This is a genomic window from Bacillus sp. TH50 (genome assembly GCF_016650565.1).
GTDB lineage: Bacteria > Bacillota > Bacilli > Bacillales > Bacillaceae_G > Bacillus_A > Bacillus_A mycoides.
Genome location: NZ_JAEKFM010000003.1, coordinates 2,893,670 through 2,908,472, shown reverse-complemented (window position 1 = coordinate 2,908,472; position 14,803 = coordinate 2,893,670). Strand labels below are relative to the sequence as shown.

Annotated in this window: 13 protein-coding genes and 1 riboswitch; of the genes, 10 read left to right on the top strand and 3 right to left on the bottom strand. The window is 36.1% G+C overall.

The window, feature by feature from the left end:
• Nucleotides 1–88: 88 nt before the first annotated feature.
• From cstA to JFU23_RS15135, 3 genes are all read left to right on the top strand, one after another.
• The gene (gene cstA, locus JFU23_RS15145; protein WP_002089870.1) at nt 89–2,164 is read left to right on the top strand and encodes a carbon starvation protein CstA; all 2,076 of its coding nucleotides are present in this window, start codon (nt 89–91) and stop codon (nt 2,162–2,164) included.
• Nucleotides 2,157–2,360 (top strand): YbdD/YjiX family protein, encoded by a 204-nt coding sequence (locus JFU23_RS15140; protein ID WP_002130134.1) that lies wholly within the window; start codon nt 2,157–2,159, stop codon nt 2,358–2,360. The genes cstA and JFU23_RS15140 overlap by 8 nt, the downstream gene beginning before the upstream one ends.
• Before the next feature lie 146 nt (nt 2,361–2,506).
• A complete protein-coding gene (locus JFU23_RS15135; protein ID WP_088293201.1) occupies nt 2,507–3,562 on the top strand; it encodes a diguanylate cyclase in 1,056 nt (351 codons plus the stop codon).
• 111 nt (nt 3,563–3,673) lie between these two features.
• Here the strand turns inward: JFU23_RS15135 and pdxK are convergent, their stop codons facing one another.
• Complete coding sequence (gene pdxK / locus JFU23_RS15130) at nt 3,674–4,498, bottom strand: pyridoxine/pyridoxal/pyridoxamine kinase (RefSeq protein ID WP_002016397.1); 825 nt, start codon at nt 4,496–4,498, stop codon at nt 3,674–3,676.
• A gap of 134 nt (nt 4,499–4,632) precedes the next feature.
• Here pdxK and JFU23_RS15125 point away from each other — a divergent pair, with 134 nt between their 5' ends.
• The 3 genes from JFU23_RS15125 to JFU23_RS15115 all read left to right on the top strand — a co-directional run bounded on the left by JFU23_RS15125 (nt 4,633) and on the right by JFU23_RS15115 (nt 7,692).
• Entirely contained in the window at nt 4,633–6,204 is a 1,572-nt protein-coding gene (locus JFU23_RS15125; protein ID WP_201032204.1) for a GAF domain-containing sensor histidine kinase, read from the top strand.
• 20 nt (nt 6,205–6,224) lie between these two features.
• Nucleotides 6,225–6,872: a response regulator gene (locus JFU23_RS15120; RefSeq protein ID WP_002016393.1), complete on the top strand. Its 648-nt coding sequence runs from the start codon at nt 6,225–6,227 to the stop codon at nt 6,870–6,872.
• A 193-nt stretch (nt 6,873–7,065) separates the two neighbouring features.
• On the top strand, nt 7,066–7,692 hold the full coding sequence (locus JFU23_RS15115; protein WP_201032203.1) for an FMN-dependent NADH-azoreductase: 627 nt from the start codon (nt 7,066–7,068) through the stop codon (nt 7,690–7,692).
• Nucleotides 7,693–7,753: 61 nt separating this feature from the next.
• Here JFU23_RS15115 and JFU23_RS15110 read toward each other — a convergent pair whose 3' ends face one another.
• The gene (locus tag JFU23_RS15110; RefSeq protein WP_201032202.1) at nt 7,754–8,425 is read right to left on the bottom strand and encodes a transcriptional regulator YeiL; all 672 of its coding nucleotides are present in this window, start codon (nt 8,423–8,425) and stop codon (nt 7,754–7,756) included.
• Nucleotides 8,426–8,532: 107 nt separating this feature from the next.
• Between JFU23_RS15110 and JFU23_RS15105 the strand changes: the two genes are divergently transcribed.
• Nucleotides 8,533–9,228: a YjjG family noncanonical pyrimidine nucleotidase gene (locus tag JFU23_RS15105; protein ID WP_201032201.1), complete on the top strand. Its 696-nt coding sequence runs from the start codon at nt 8,533–8,535 to the stop codon at nt 9,226–9,228.
• A gap of 188 nt (nt 9,229–9,416) precedes the next feature.
• On the opposite strand, the gene JFU23_RS15100 is transcribed toward JFU23_RS15105, so the two are convergent.
• Nucleotides 9,417–10,646: a chloride channel protein gene (locus JFU23_RS15100; protein WP_201032200.1), complete on the bottom strand. Its 1,230-nt coding sequence runs from the start codon at nt 10,644–10,646 to the stop codon at nt 9,417–9,419.
• Nucleotides 10,647–10,965: 319 nt separating this feature from the next.
• A riboswitch (SAM riboswitch) is annotated at nt 10,966–11,070 on the top strand.
• A 91-nt stretch (nt 11,071–11,161) separates the two neighbouring features.
• Between JFU23_RS15100 and JFU23_RS15095 the strand changes: the two genes are divergently transcribed.
• From JFU23_RS15095 to JFU23_RS15085, 3 genes are all read left to right on the top strand, one after another.
• On the top strand, nt 11,162–12,460 hold the full coding sequence (locus JFU23_RS15095; protein ID WP_137058429.1) for a bifunctional O-acetylhomoserine aminocarboxypropyltransferase/cysteine synthase: 1,299 nt from the start codon (nt 11,162–11,164) through the stop codon (nt 12,458–12,460).
• The gene (gene metA / locus JFU23_RS15090) at nt 12,444–13,349 is read left to right on the top strand and encodes a homoserine O-acetyltransferase MetA (protein WP_085312886.1); all 906 of its coding nucleotides are present in this window, start codon (nt 12,444–12,446) and stop codon (nt 13,347–13,349) included. Before JFU23_RS15095 ends, metA begins: the two co-directional genes overlap by 17 nt.
• Nucleotides 13,350–13,487: 138 nt before the next feature.
• Nucleotides 13,488–14,783 carry a homoserine dehydrogenase gene (locus JFU23_RS15085; RefSeq protein WP_085312885.1) on the top strand — a complete coding sequence of 432 codons (1,296 nt, stop codon included), beginning with the start codon at nt 13,488–13,490 and terminating at the stop codon, nt 14,781–14,783.
• Nucleotides 14,784–14,803: the final 20 nt, after the last annotated feature.

The following is a 14,803-nucleotide window of genomic DNA, read 5'->3' as shown; positions in this document are numbered from 1 at the left end:
AAATCCTTCATGATAAGGAGGATTCAAATTAAATATTCAGAAAATTTAGTACAATCTCCTCTAAGAAGTAGTAATGGGGGGATTGTACGTGAAAACATTGAAATCAATTTTACTTTGGGGAGTTATTGCAGCAGTAGGAGCATCTGCTTTTGGTGTAATAGCTTTATCACAAGGTGAGACAATTAATGCTGTATGGCTATTAGTTGCTGCTGTATCAGTGTATGCGATTGCTTATCGCTTTTATAGTAGATTTATAGCAAGGAAAGTTTTTGGCCTAGATAATAATAGGCAAACGCCTGCTCATACGTTAAATGATGGGAAGGATTATGTTCCAACAAATAAATGGGTTTTATTCGGACATCACTTCGCTGCGATTGCAGGGGCAGGTCCTTTAGTAGGACCAATTTTGGCGGCGCAGATGGGGTATTTACCTGGGACTATTTGGATTATTGTTGGGGTAGTTATTGCCGGAGCTGTACAAGATTTTGTAATTTTATTTGCTTCAATGAGACGTAATGGTAAATCATTAGGAGAAATGATTAAAGATGAAATTGGTCCTGTTACAGGATTAATTGCGATGATTGGTATTTTAGGTATTATGATCATTTTATTAGCAGTATTAGCTTTAGTAGTTGTGAAGGCACTTGTTGGAAGCCCATGGGGAATGTTTACAATCGCAGCAACAATTCCAATTGCTATTTTAATGGGAGTTTACATGCGTTACATTAGACCAGGGCGAGTAGGGGAAGGATCAGTAATCGGTATTGTTCTACTAGTCCTATCGCTTATTGGTGGACAGTATGTAGCAGAAAATCCAACACTTGCAAGTATGTTTACTTTTAGTGGTGAAACAATTGCTATTATGCTTATCGTATATGGATTCATTGCATCGGCATTACCAGTTTGGATGCTCCTTGCACCACGTGATTATTTAAGTACATTTTTAAAAATAGGAACGATACTTGGATTAGCAATTGGTATTTTAATTGTAGCTCCAGATTTGAAGATGCCGGCAGTATCTAAGTTTATTGATGGAACAGGACCTGTTTTCTCCGGGAATTTATTTCCGTTCTTATTTATTACAATAGCTTGCGGTGCTGTCTCTGGATTCCACGCTCTCGTTTCATCAGGTACGACGCCGAAAATGATTGAGCAAGAAGGTCATGCACAGCCAATTGGTTATGGGGCAATGTTAATGGAATCATTTGTAGCAGCGATGGCTATGATTGCAGCTTGTGTATTAACACCAGGAACTTATTTTGCAATTAATAGTCCAGCAGCACTGATCGGAACAGATGTATCACAAGCGGCTCAAGTTATTTCTTCGTGGGGATTTGCTATTACACCGAATGAATTAAAAGAACTTGCTGTTAACGTCGGAGAACAGACCATTTTATCACGTACAGGTGGCGCACCAACATTAGCAATTGGTATGGCACATATATTTTCACAAGTAATAGGTGGAACGGCGATGATGGCATTTTGGTACCATTTTGCCATTCTTTTTGAAGCACTATTTATTTTAACAACGATTGATGCTGGAACACGTGTAGGACGATTTATGATTCAAGATATTTTAGGGCATGTGTACAAGCCGTTTGCGAAAACAGATTCCACAATAGCGAATGTGGTTGCTACAACGTTATGCGTATTAGGCTGGGGGTACTTCTTATATCAAGGGGTGGTTGACCCTCTCGGTGGAATTAATACGCTATGGCCACTTTTCGGTATTGCAAATCAAATGTTAGCGGGGATTGCACTATTACTTGGAACGACAATTTTATTCAAAATGGGGAAAAAGGCATACGTTTGGGTAACGCTTATTCCGACTATAGGATTACTTATTGTAACGATGACAGCTGGTTATCAAAAGTTATTTCATGAAAATCCTAAAATAGGATTTCTATCACATGCGAAAGTATTTCAGGGAGCATTAGATGATGGTAAGGTATTAGCTCCAGCTAAAAATGTTGCGCAAATGAAACAAATTATTTTTAATGACTATATTGATGCGGCACTTTGTGGAATTTTTATGATAGTTGTAATTGCTGTATTAATTTCTGCACTTCGAATTTGGATTCAAGTATTAAGAAATAAGCCAATGCCATTAAAAGAGGCACCATATATTCCAAAAGATGAAAGTGAGTCGAGGAACTATGCTTAAAAATTTACGGAACGTATGGGGAAAGAGAAAGCAATTTATTAGTTTACTTGTCGGAGTTCCAAGTTATGAAACATATGTAAATCACATGAAAATAAATCATCCAGAAGAGAAAATTCTATGTCAAAAGCAATTTTTTGCTGAGGCACAAGAAGCTAGATTTAATGCAAAAGGCGGAAAGATATCACGATGTTGTTAAAAAAGGAGACGAAATTTCGTCTCCTTTTTTATTTTGCTGTTCCACGTGGAACAATAAAATAAAAAGTTTGGGAATTATAGGGATTTCGTAATACAATAACATATAGAAAGGGATAGATGGAAAAGAAAAAGTAGGGAGATTATTTTATGTTCAGAGATCTATTTGTAAATATGACAATTATTCTGTCCTTTATCTTTGTGGGTGCTCAGCTTTTAAGAGATAAGCCATTAAAAGAAGGATTCTCTTTTTGGCAGAAATGTTTGGTCGGTATTTTAACTGGAATATTGAGTATATTGTTGATGCATTTTGGTGTGCATATTGAAGATATTATGTTGGATTTACGTTATTTAGCTGTTGTTTTGGCAATTATAATTGGTGGCCCAATAGCTAGTAGTATAACTGTTATGATTATTTTAATAACGCGGGTATTTTTTACTGAGTATTCTTTAGCCTCTGAATTGGCTTGCTATACTATCGTGGCAATAGGGATTGGCATTACTCTCATTTGGCGGATGAAGATTTCTATATTTACAAAATGGATATGGTTTAATGTGTACAGTTTGTCTATTTTAATACTACCACTTTATATTTTATTTAAGGATATATATGTAGTGGTATTATATTTAATTTGTTGTATTGTAGCGGCATATATCACATTTGTAAGTGCAAGTTACATATTGCAATCCAATGAATTATTTCAAACGATGAAGCATTATGCAACGATAGATGCATTAACGAATCTAGGAAATGTAAGACAGTTTGATTTTGAGATGAATCGTCATATTGATAGTAAGCATATGAAAAATGATTCACTTTGTTTATTACTTATCGATATTGATCACTTTAAGTATGTAAATGATACGTACGGTCATCCTGCTGGAGATGAAGTGTTAAAACAACTAGGGCGTATTTTGTTAGAGAATGCACCATTCCCAAATTTAGTCTTTCGAAAAGGTGGCGAAGAGTTTGCTCTGTTGTTACCAAAAAAGAGAGTAGCATTTGGAACTCGTATAGGGGAACAAATTCGACTAGCAGTTGAAAAGCATTCATTTCAACTGCAAAATGGGGGAAAAATTAAAATTACAGTTTCTGTTGGGCTTTCAGAATATAAAAAATCACCTGAGCAATTTATTCAATCAGCGGATGATGCGTTATATTATTCAAAAAGAAATGGTAGAAACAAGGTTAGTTCAGCATCATAGGAATTCGGGGAGTACTTTAAAAGATTTCTGTAAAGTAATTAAAACCCACAGAACAATAAATGTTCTGTGGGTTTTAATCTATTTTTAAATTTATTAATAAAAAGCGTTATGTTAGACAAGTTCTTTCGGTGCAACGAATTTGCGGTATGCACCGTGATGTGTTGGTCCTACATATTCGTTAATCTTAAATGAATGACGAATTGCAGCTGTGATGAATTCTTTCGCAGTTTTTACTGCTTCTTTCACCGTTTTTCCTTTTGCAAGTTCTGCTGTAATTGCAGCAGAATATGTACAACCTGCACCGTGTGTATTTGTCGTATCAATCTTTTCTGATTCTAGAAGATCGAATGTTTCGCCGTCATATAACACATCAATAGCAGTTTCTGTGCCTAGTTTGCTACCACCTTTAATCAGTACGTATTTAGCGCCTAAAGCATGGATTTTTTTTGCAGCTTCTTTCATGTCCTCAAGAGAATTAATTTTCACACCACTTAATTGATATGCTTCAAATAAGTTAGGCGTTACGACTAATGCCTTTGGAACAAGAACGTCACGTAAGCAGTCATTTGTTTCAGGATGTAACGCTTCATCCGCTCCTTTACATACCATAACAGGATCAACTACTACATTTTCGAAATTGTGCTTTTCAATTGTTTCCGCAACCATTTCGATAATTTCTACTGATCCAAGCATACCCGTTTTTAAAGCATCTACACCAACGCCTTCAATTGTCGTTTCTAATTGTGGTTTTAATGTAGAAGCTGGGATTGGGAATACGTTATGTGCCCAACCGTTATGTGGATCCATCGTTACGATTGTCGTAAGAGATGTCATTCCGTATACACCAAGTTCTTGGAATGTTTTTAAATCTGCTTGTATACCAGCACCGCCACTTGTGTCAGAACCAGCGATAGTAAGTGCCTTATTCAATGTCATTATGAAAGCCCCCTCAAGTGATATAATGAAAACTATGTTTTCACCATTATATCAATGTTACGAATAAGTACAAAGTGAAAAGTAGATGATTTATGTTAAGTACTATTTAAAATCTTGTATGTAGGAGACGAATTATGTTTCAAGAGAATCGTACAAATGAATTAGTTATATTAAAAGAGATTGCAGAAACGTTGAATACCTCAAATGATACATATCACGTACTTCAAGCTGTGCTGGAAAAGCTGTTGAATGTAACTGGTTTAACGACAGGATGGATTTTCCTTGCGGATGAAAATGGTAGATATACAAAGTTAATTGATTACCAATTACCAGAGGGATTGAAATTCGAAAATAAACGACCGATGTGTGAGGGGAATTGCTGGTGCTTACACCGCTTTGTGGAAGGAAAACTAGAGCGAGCAGTTAATATTATTGAATGTAAGAGAATTAATAATGCGATTGAATACAACTGGGGAGATACAGAAGGGATTGTACATCATGCGACAGTACCGCTAAAAGCGGGAGAAGATGAATTTGGCGTGTTAAATGTAGCTAGCCCAGGTAAAACGCATTTTTCGGAAGAAGAATTAGTACTATTACAATCAGTTGCCTTTCAAATTGGAACGGCATTAAAGCGTACGAAACTGTATGAAAATGAAAAGAGAAGAGCTCATTATTATGTAAAGTTAGAACGCTTTATTCAAGCTTTAAGGACAATTCATAAATTTAATGCATTACCAGAAGAGATTGTAATGCAAATAGGGAGCTTATTTCTATGGGAGCAAGTTGTATTCTTTAGTAGAGAAGAAAATGAACTAGCTGTGAGAGCTTCTTATAAGAAAGGTGAACTACAAGATGATTTGAGGGCAACAGCACAGGAAGCGTTGGAAAAAGAAGAGTCTGTCTTGTCGAAGCGTCAGGTTGGTAATATAGAGCATCCCAATAGGACAGTTATCGCTATTCCGATACATATTCAAGATCATATATTTGGAGTATTAAGTGTAAGTTCTAATAATGGAGAATTTGATATAAATACGATAGATGTAGTACAAGCGTTAGCAAATCATATTTCATTAATGATAGAGAACTTAAGATTAAATGAAAAACGCCGCGAACTTGTACGAATGGAAGAGCGTAATCGTTTAGCTAGAGATTTACATGATTCTGTTTCACAAAAGTTGTTTTCATTAACATTTATGACGAAAGGCGCTGAAGCTGTCTTAAAGGGTCAAAATGAAAAGGTAGATCAGTCTTTGTATGAGATGCGTGAATTAGCACAAGGTGCCTTAAAGGAAATGAGGACATTAATTTGGCAGCTCCGTCCGGCTGGATTAGAGAAAGGGTTATTACCAGCTTTAAAGCAATATGGTGAAAGTTTAGGATTGAAAATTCGGGAACAAGTTACAGGTGTACGTGATTTGCCGCGTGTAGTAGAAGAAGCGCTATGGCGAATTGGACAAGAAGCTTTAAATAACGTAAGTAAGCATGCGAATGTAAGAGAAGCGACGATTTATTTCAAAGTGACGGAGAAAAATGTATCATTAGAAATAGCCGATCAAGGAAATGGGTTTGTAGAAAAGGATATAAAAGAGAAGAAATCACTCGGTATGACTACGATGCGTGAAAGAGTAGAATTAGTTGGTGGAACAATTAAAATTGTAAGTAGTAAGAAACGAACGAGTATAAAAGTAAATGTACCATTATGATGTGAAAATGAGGGAAGTTTGTGAAAATAAAAGTATTGTTAGTTGATGATCATACAGTTGTTTTAAAAGGATTAGCATTTTTTCTAAGCACACAGGAAGATTTTGAATTAGTTGGTGAAGCAAACAATGGGAAAGAGGCGCTAGTGAAAGTAGGCGAAACGAGTCCGGATGTCGTATTAATGGATTTATATATGCCTGAGATGGATGGAATTGAGGCAACAGCTTGTATTAAAAAAGAATATCCAAACGTGAAAGTAATTGTATTGACTAGTTTTTCTGATCAAGCTCATGTATTGCCGGCACTAAAAGCTGGGGCGAGCGGTTATATTTTAAAAGATATCGAACCAGATCAGCTTGTTGAAGCTATTCGAAGCGCGTATAAAGGTAATATTCAATTACATCCAGATATAGCAAATGCCCTTCTTTCTCAAACATTACCACAGGAAGAGAAAGAAGAAGAACCTTCCGTTCAAGTGGATGTATTAACAGCGAGAGAAAATGAAGTATTGCAGCTATTGGCGAAAGGCATGAGTAATAAAGAAATCGCTTCTGTTTTAGTTATTACAGAAAAAACGGTAAAAGCTCATATGAGTAGTATTTTGAGTAAGTTACATTTATCCGATCGCACACAAGCAGCATTATATGCGGTGAAAAATGGAATTGTATAAGACGAAAGTCGTAAGACCTAGTTCGCCTTTAGAAGGTGGACTTTTTTTATAGAAAAATACGTCTATGTGAGGACGAAATTGTCTTGATATAAAGATAAAATGTATTTGTAAGCAACAACAATTACAAGGGAGTACCCTTTTTTCGTAAGTAATATATAACAACATAAGAGTGAGTAGTAGGAGGAAAAGAATCATGGCAACAGTTTTATTTGTAAAAGCAAACAACCGCCCAGCGGAACAAGCAGTTAGTGTGAAATTATACGAGGCATTTTTAGCAAACTATAAAGAAGCGCATCCAAATGATACAGTGGTAGAACTTGATTTATATAAAGAAGAATTACCATATGTAGGCGTAGATATGATTAATGGTACATTCAAAGCAGGTAGAGGATTTGATTTAACAGAAGAAGAAGCAAAAGTGGTAGCAGTTGCTGATAAGTATTTAAATCAATTTCTAGAAGCTGATAAAGTAGTTTTCGGTTTCCCATTATGGAACTTAACGATTCCAGCCGTATTACACACGTATATTGATTATTTAAACCGTGCTGGTAAAACGTTTAAATATACACCAGAAGGTCCAGTTGGGCTTATTGGAGATAAGAAGATTGCGTTATTAAATGCACGCGGCGGCGTATATTCTGAAGGACCAGCAGCTGAAATGGAAATGGCTGTTAAATATGTAGCGAGCATGATGGGCTTCTTCGGCGCAACAAATATGGAAACGGTAGTTATTGAAGGACATAACCAATTCCCAGATAAAGCAGAAGAAATCATTACTGCAGGTCTTGAAGAAGCGGCTAAAGTAGCAAGTAAATTTTAATTAAAAATATAATCGTCACTCGAAAAAACAGCATTAACATTTACATGTTAATGCTGTTTCTTTATATTTTTAGCTCATCAGCAAGTTTTTCTAATTGATTTCGATCTTGTATATAATATGTTCGGCCTTCTTTTTTTAAATAATTTTGCTGGCAAAACTGGTTTAATACATATAAAAGATGGCGGTAACTGACGTTTAAGTATTCTGAGACCTCAGTATGTTTTTCTGTATAGCAATTATTTTGTTCGGTTAATAGAATAAACGCAGCTAATCGATTTTCGAACGGATAACTATAGTTTTTGGCGTAATTTTCCGTTCGGGTAATTGTTTTTTCTCCAATAAATTTGCATAGTTTCTGTAGAAAAGTAGTATCTTGCAATAAAAGATGCTGACAATCTTTAAGAGGAAGAGCTAAGCAAATACAATCTTCAATCACCTCAACCGCTTTCGTAACGGATTCTACGCCAATTAATCCTAATTCCCCAATGAACGAAGGTGCTTGAATAAAATTAATTAAGGAGATTTTCCCATTTTTATGGCTCATATATATTTTTGCTTTCCCGGAAATTAAGTAATAGAGGTAAGGAAGGTCGACTCCTTCATTACATATCATCTCTTTTTTTTGAAAAGAATGTATTTCTATATATGGCAAGACCTGAAAGGAAAAAAGAGTATGGAATTGGTGAATTTGCATGTGTTGATAAATTTCTTTCTCATTTTTGCTGATTTTCATATTTTCACCCCTGTTTGTAGTATGAGATATCTCCTATTATTTTTACAAGGAAGAATGATACGATTTATGTAAAGTTATTTTTGTAGAAAAGCGAGTGTGAGGGGTTTATGAAAAAATATAAAACATTGCTATTTGATGTAGATGATACATTGTTAGATTTTCAAATGGCTGAGAAAATCGCTTTACGGATGCTTTTTGAAGAGAAGGGGCTTCTTTTAACCGATGAAATAGAGGAGCGTTATAAAAAAATAAATAAAGGCCTTTGGGGTTCTTTTGAAAAAGGTGAAATAACGCGAAATGAAATTGTAAATACACGATTTTCTATTTTGTTTAAAGAGTACGGGGAAGAAGTAAATGGGATATTATTCGAAAATAATTATCGCAGCTACTTAGAAGAAGGAAACCAACTAATGCAAGGTGCGTTTGAATTTATAAATCAAATTCAAAGTGAGTATGATTTATATGTAGTGACAAACGGTATTTCTAAGACGCAGGATAAACGTTTACGTAATGCAGGATTACATTCATTGTTTAAGGATATTTTTGTTTCTGAAGATACGGGATTCCAAAAGCCGATGAAAGAGTATTTTGATTATGTTTTTGAACGGATTCCTAATTTTTCTCCTGAAGAAGGGCTTATTATTGGGGATTCGTTAAGTGCCGATATTAAAGGTGGATATGTAGCAGGAATTGATACTTGTTGGTTTAATCCAGAAAAGAAATCAAATGATAGCGAGATTATGCCAACATATGAAGTGCATAATTTTGAAGAGTTATACGCACTATTAAAGCAGCATGTATAATAAAGTGAAACTTTAATCAGTGGGGGTTTTGTCCATCCCCACTGATTATTAGCCTTCACCAATCGGGCTTTTACGGGCAGTTATCTCCCACTAACGCCCTCGCCGGATTTTGAGGTGGGAGCCTTACTGCCCACAAATAGCGGGATAAAAATAGGCAGTGGAACTTTTGTCCCCACTGCCTATTTTTATTAATTTGTAGTTTCGTTATGTTTAGGAAGCGGAAATGCATTCCCAATCGCTGCTGCCCCGAGCATCGGTAATAATAAATTGAGCGGGAAAAACATGAGCAATAGTAATGTTATAGCTATTGGTTTTCTTAATGCATAGCTTGAAATAGCTGTCGTGACGATGGCTACAGAAGCTATTGGATCTATAGGGATAATAGAAGCTATAGCATATCCGATACTTGATCCAGCAAATATAATTGGGAAAATATGTCCGCCGCGCCAACCCGTATTTAAACAAACGGCAGTAATACATAATTTTAAAACCCCTGAAAGAAGTAGTACCCAGAAGGACAAATGGCTCCATTCAACGACTAAATCTTTTAATTGATGTTCCCCTGAAAATAAAGTGTACGGGAGAAAAGTTCCTGTAACCCCTAATAAAATACCGCCTATAATTCCAAGTGATACCTTGTATTTAATGAAGGGGTGGATTAATTTCTCTAATGTGAATTCTAATTTGAAATAAAAGAAACCAACTATAGCACCAATGCTAGCAAGTGGTAGGAAGGCGATCCATTCATTAATAGAAAGAGACCCTTCCCCAAAATCAACAATAAAGGATCCACGATTATCGAGTTTACTAAGCAATAAGTAAACGGAAAAACCGGCAAAAGTGGTAGCTAAATATACAATTGCTTTTTTTCCTTTCGAAAATTCATTAATTTGCTCACCCTCATTTTCATTCGGAGCTAAGAAACCGAATAATGGTGCATTAAAAATTACACTTAAAGTAGCACCAATTCCAACCTCTGTTAGTTCATTCATTCCCTTTAAAGCAAACTTAAAGCGATCCCCTACCCATGTACAAAGTCCACCGATAATTCCAACAAGTGCAGCTTCTGGTCCTAAACTAGCTCCAAATATTAAAACGATAATCGCAGTTAAAGTAGCTTTATGTACAAAACTGTATTCAATTCTACCTGTTTTTTTATATTCAACCATCACTTCGGGCATAAGACGTGGATATGTACCGAAGTATTTTTGTGTTAAACCAACGAGAATACCACCGATGATTGTTACACAAATGGTGTAATAAGGGGGAGAAGAGAAAAGAGTAGGTAAGTATCCCCAAATAAAGTGAATTCCGATATTTATTGAAACTAAAAATAACCAGACTATAGCTCCTACTATAGAGCCTAAAAGAATGCCATATAGGACGAGTATATAGTGCATGTCCTTTTTATTTGTCATGTTGTACCTCCGTTATGTAAGTTTTCATGTAGAAAGGATTAAAAATGCTAGTGTGAAATGAATGGAATATATATAGTATCTTTTTGAGGGTTTGGCTTATTCAATATATTGAAATCTCATGAAAATTTGAAACTAACGCGGTTAAATCACTTATTTAATTCTATATATTGATCGGAGTTTTTAAAAGGTCTTTTTCAAATGAATATGGAATATATTTCTTTTATTGTTTAAATTAAATTCCTCTCATTTAATTTAGAACATTCAGAAAAACCATTTGACATCAGGAAATTATTGCTATAAAATCAACGGTAATTGCATAGTCTTATCAAGAAAAGGTGGAGGGACAGGCCCGATGAAACCTTGGCAACAGCCGTATAACGGAATTGTGCCAAATCCTGCAGGTAATAATCCTGAGAGATAAGAAAGAACCTTAGAGCGTGTTTTCAAACTGCTCCTTTCTTGTTTTCAGGGAAGGGGCAGTTTTTTATTTTGCATAAAAGAAAGGAGAATGAGAGATGGGAGAATCATGGGGGAAAGGAACGATTTGTGTGCAAGGTGGCTATACGCCAAAAAATGGTGAGCCGCGTGTTTTGCCACTTTATCAAAGTACAACGTATAAATACGATACGTCAGATGATTTAGCAGCACTATTTAATTTAGAGGCAGAAGGATATATATATACGCGTATTGGAAATCCTACTTTAGCTGCATTTGAGCAGAAGTTATCAGATTTAGAAGGCGGTGTAGGGGCTGTTGCAACAGCTTCTGGGCAGGCAGCCATTATGCTTGCGGTTTTAAATATTTGCGGTAGTGGAGACCATTTACTTTGTTCTTCAACTGTTTACGGAGGAACGTTTAATTTATTTGGAGTGAGTTTGCGTAAGCTTGGCATCGATGTTACGTTCTTTAATCCTAATTTAACGGCAGATGAAATTGCGGCACTTGCTAATGATAAGACAAAACTCGTTTATGCAGAGTCGTTAGGAAATCCAGCAATGAACGTTTTGAATTTCAAAGAACTTTCAGCGGCAGCAAAAGAATTAGAAGTACCTTTTATCGTTGATAATACATTGGCGACGCCTTATTTATGCCAGGCGTTTGAACATGGGGCAAATATCATTGTCCATTCTACAACGAAATATATTGATGGCCATGCAAGTTCTCTAGGCGGGATTGTAATAGATGGAGGGAACTTTGATTGGACAAATGGAAAATATCCTGAGCTTGTCGAACCTGACCCGAGTTATCACGGCGTAAGCTATGTTCAAAATTTTGGAGCAGCAGCGTATATTGTGAAAGCACGCGTTCAGTTATTAAGAGACTACGGAAACTGTATGAGCCCATTCAATGCATATATTAGCAACATTGGCCTGGAAACATTGCATTTACGAATGGAGCGTCATAGTGAAAATGCTCTCGAAGTTGCTAAGTGGCTTGCTAACCATGAACGTATTGAATGGGTGAATTATCCGGGACTAGATAGCAATGAAAATTACTCGTTAGCACAAACGTATTTGAAAAAAGGTGCTAGTGGAGTTTTAACATTTGGTATTAAGGGCGGATTAGAAGCAGCAAAAGAATTTATCGCAAATGTAAAGCTTGCAACTCTTGTAACGCATGTAGCTGATGCAAGAACTTGTGTAATACACCCTGCTAGTACAACGCACAGACAATTAAGCGCAGAAAATCAGCGTTTAGCTGGCGTTACATCTGATTTAATCCGTTTATCGGTCGGTATAGAAGATGTTTCTGATATTATTGCAGATTTAGAAGCGGCGCTAGTCGGAGGCAAACAACATGCCGATCATAATTGATAAAGATTTACCAGCTCGCAAAGTATTGCAGAAGGAAAATATTTTTGTAATGACGAAGGAGCGAGCAGTAACACAAGATATACGTGCTTTGAAAATTGCTATATTAAATTTAATGCCTACAAAACAAGAAACAGAGGCGCAATTACTTCGTTTAATTGGAAATACACCGTTGCAATTAGATGTTCATTTACTTCATATGGAATCGCATCTGTCTCGCAATGTAGCGCAGGACCATTTAACGAGCTTCTATAAAACATTCCGTGATATTGAGAATGAAAAATTTGATGGACTCATTATTACAGGAGCACCAGTTGAAACTCTTTCTTTTGAAGAAGTAGATTATTGGGAAGAGCTTGGACGTATTATGGAGTATTCAAAAACGAATGTAACATCTACGCTTCATATTTGCTGGGGGGCACAAGCTGGTTTGTATTACCACTATGGTGTGCCGAAGTATCCTCTTGCAGAAAAAATGTTTGGTGTATTTGAACATGAGGTTCGCGAGCAACATGTGAAATTGTTACAAGGGTTTGATGAAGTGTTTTTTGCCCCGCATTCTCGTCATACAGAAGTACGAGAGAGCGATATTGAAAAGGTGAAAGAATTAACGTTACTAGCCAATTCTGAAGAAGCAGGCGTTCATCTTGCTATTGGGCAAGAGGGAAGGCAAGTTTTCGCACTCGGACATAGTGAATACAGTTGTGATACGTTAAAGAAAGAATACGAACGGGACTGCCAAAAAGGGTTAAATATTGATGTGCCAAAAAATTATTTTAAACATAATAATCCAAATGAGAAGCCGATTGTTAGGTGGAGGAGTCATGGGAATTTATTATTCTCTAATTGGCTGAATTATTACGTGTATCAAGAAACCCCTTATATATTGTAAATGATTGTATAACACGTGGTAGCGTTTTATTTGTAAAGATTAACCTTTATTTTTCCTAATATTCAAAATAAATTGTTTTTCAGATTTTTTGTCTATATAATGGCATCTAAACACAATTTTTGAGGGGTGGACAGTATTATGAAAGAAATTCAAGTGGGGTTATTAGGTCTTGGGACAGTTGGTAGTGGTGTAGTTCGTATTATTACAGATCATCAAGAACGACTTATACACCAAGTAGGTTGTCCAGTGAAAGTAACGAAAGTATTGGTGCAAAACATTGAGAAAGAGAGAGAAGTAGACGTGCCTTCTACTCTATTAACACAAGATGTGAATGAAATTTTAGATAATCCTAATATTGATGTTGTCATTGAAGTAATGGGCGGCATTGATGATGCAAAAGCATATATTTTACAAGCTTTAAAAAGCGGGAAGCACGTTGTGACTGCAAATAAAGATTTAATGGCGTTACACGGAGCGGAACTCTTAGCGGTAGCAAAAGATAATAAGGCTGATTTATTTTACGAAGCAAGTGTAGCTGGAGGGATTCCAATTTTACGAAGCATCGTAGAAGGACTTTCCTCAGATCTTATTACGAAAGTAATGGGAATTGTAAATGGAACGACAAATTTTATTTTGACGAAAATGTCAGACGAAGGGAGAGCATATAACGACGTGTTAAAAGAAGCTCAGCAGCTTGGATTTGCAGAAGCAGATCCAACATCAGACGTAGAAGGTTTAGATGCAGCAAGAAAAATGACGATTTTGGCTACCCTTGGTTTCTCTACAAATGTAGAGCTTGGAGATGTGAAGGTAAAAGGAATTACTTCTATTACAGCAGAAGATATTGAATATAGTAAGAGCTTAGGCTATACAATTAAATTAATTGGTCTTGCAAAGCGAGATGGCGAGAAATTAGAGGTTACAGTTGAGCCAACTTTACTTCCAAATGCACACCCTCTTGCGGCAGTGCAAAATGAATATAATGCTGTCTATGTGTATGGTGAAGCGGTAGGAGAAACGATGTTTTATGGTCCGGGAGCAGGAAGTTTACCGACAGCGACAGCTGTTGTTTCTGACCTAGTTGCTGTAATGCAAAATATTAGGCTAGGTGTAAACGGAAATAGTGCTGTAGTCCCGCAATATCAAAAGGTACTAAAAGAGCCAGATGAAATTGTTGTGAAAAAGTTTTTAAGACTTCATGTGAAAGACGAAATTGGTGTGTTTGCAAAAATTACATCATTGTTCTCTGAGCGCGGTGTTAGTTTTGAAAAGATTATTCAAATGCCACTTGAAGAGAAAGGGAAAGCAGAAATCGTAATTGTAACGCATCGTGCTTCTCTTGCGGATTATGAGTACATTCTACATACATTGCAATCGTATGAAGAAATAGATTGTGTGAAAGCAAACTATCGAATTGAAGGAGATGCTAAGTAGTATCTCTTCTAATAAAACGA

Coding starts and splice junctions, on each gene's coding strand:
- JFU23_RS15140 (WP_002130134.1), top strand. CDS start 2,157: ATGCTTAAAAATTTACGGAACGTATGGGGAAAGAGAAAGCAATTTATT.
- JFU23_RS15135 (WP_088293201.1), top strand. CDS start 2,507: ATGTTCAGAGATCTATTTGTAAATATGACAATTATTCTGTCCTTTATC.
- pdxK (WP_002016397.1), bottom strand. CDS start 4,498: ATGACATTGAATAAGGCACTTACTATCGCTGGTTCTGACACAAGTGGC.
- JFU23_RS15125 (WP_201032204.1), top strand. CDS start 4,633: ATGTTTCAAGAGAATCGTACAAATGAATTAGTTATATTAAAAGAGATT.
- JFU23_RS15115 (WP_201032203.1), top strand. CDS start 7,066: ATGGCAACAGTTTTATTTGTAAAAGCAAACAACCGCCCAGCGGAACAA.
- JFU23_RS15110 (WP_201032202.1), bottom strand. CDS start 8,425: ATGAAAATCAGCAAAAATGAGAAAGAAATTTATCAACACATGCAAATT.
- JFU23_RS15105 (WP_201032201.1), top strand. CDS start 8,533: ATGAAAAAATATAAAACATTGCTATTTGATGTAGATGATACATTGTTA.
- JFU23_RS15100 (WP_201032200.1), bottom strand. CDS start 10,646: ATGACAAATAAAAAGGACATGCACTATATACTCGTCCTATATGGCATT.
- JFU23_RS15095 (WP_137058429.1), top strand. CDS start 11,162: ATGGGAGAATCATGGGGGAAAGGAACGATTTGTGTGCAAGGTGGCTAT.
- metA (WP_085312886.1), top strand. CDS start 12,444: ATGCCGATCATAATTGATAAAGATTTACCAGCTCGCAAAGTATTGCAG.
- JFU23_RS15085 (WP_085312885.1), top strand. CDS start 13,488: ATGAAAGAAATTCAAGTGGGGTTATTAGGTCTTGGGACAGTTGGTAGT.